We start from the raw sequence: 1,048 nt of genomic DNA, 5'->3' as shown, positions 1-1,048 counted from the left end.
ATCGAGAAGGTCCAAAAGTTGACAATGAAGTGGACAATGATACTGGCGACATAACCGAGGGCAATGTATTTGGTCCAGCGCAGGTGCTCGAAGAAGGTATAGACGCCTTTGGCTTGACCCATCAGCGCCACACCCGCAGCGGAGCCGATGGAGAGCAGGCTACCGCCAACCCCCGCCGTCAGGGTCACCAGCAGCCAGTGCCCCTGAGACATATCCGGATTCATCGTCAGCACCGCGAACATCACCGGGATGTTGTCGACGATTGCCGACAGGATGCCGACCATACTATTGGCGAAAATCGGGCCGACGTCGATATAAGCAAATGCGGACACCAGCTCGAGGTAGCCGATGAAGCCGAGACCGCCGACGCAGAGAATCACGCCATAGAAGAACAGCAGCGTGTCCCATTCCGCCCGGGCAATCTTGTTGAAGATGTCGAACGGCATCGTGTCTTCGAGCGTGCCCGCCTTGACGGTCGACATCTCGCCGCTCATGTAAAGGTAATAGCTGAAGAACTTCAGATAGGCCAGCCCGGTCATCATGCCGAGCACCGGCGGCAGATGGAAGAAGTTGTGTACGCTCACGGCGGTCGCGATGGTGAGCAGGAAGAGAAACACGATGCGCTTGGCCCCGCGTTTAGTCTTGACCACCTCGTCACTCGCCGGCGGGGTCTCGTCCGGGATCGCCTGATGCATGAAGTACGCCGGCACCAGATAGTTCACAAGCGCGGGGATGAAGAGCAGGAAGAAGGTCTGGAACGGCAAGACGCCGTTCTGCCAGACCATCAGGGTAGTGATATCACCGAACGGGCTGAACGCCCCACCCGCATTGGCGGCGATGACGATGTTGATACAGCCCAGGGCGACGAATTTGGGTTTGTCGGCACCAACCGCCATGACCACCGCGCACATCAACAAGGCGGTGGTGAGATTGTCCGCAACCGGCGAGATGAAGAAGGCCAGAAAACCGGTCATCCAGAACAGCTTGCGGTAGCTGTAACCGCCACGGATCAGCCAAGCGCGCAGCGACTCGAAGACCAGCCGTTCCT

The 1,048-nt window shown here is 58.4% G+C and carries 1 protein-coding gene; it reads right to left on the bottom strand.

Annotated elements, in window-relative coordinates; translation table 11 throughout:
• Positions 1-1,048: sodium:proton antiporter NhaD (gene nhaD, locus AC54T3_RS17435; protein ID WP_496626577.1), on the bottom strand; the 1,048-nt coding region annotated here is incomplete at both ends.

It is taken from the genome of Halochromatium sp. NSM3 (assembly GCF_059621085.1).
This window is presented reverse-complemented; position numbering and strand designations above follow the sequence as displayed.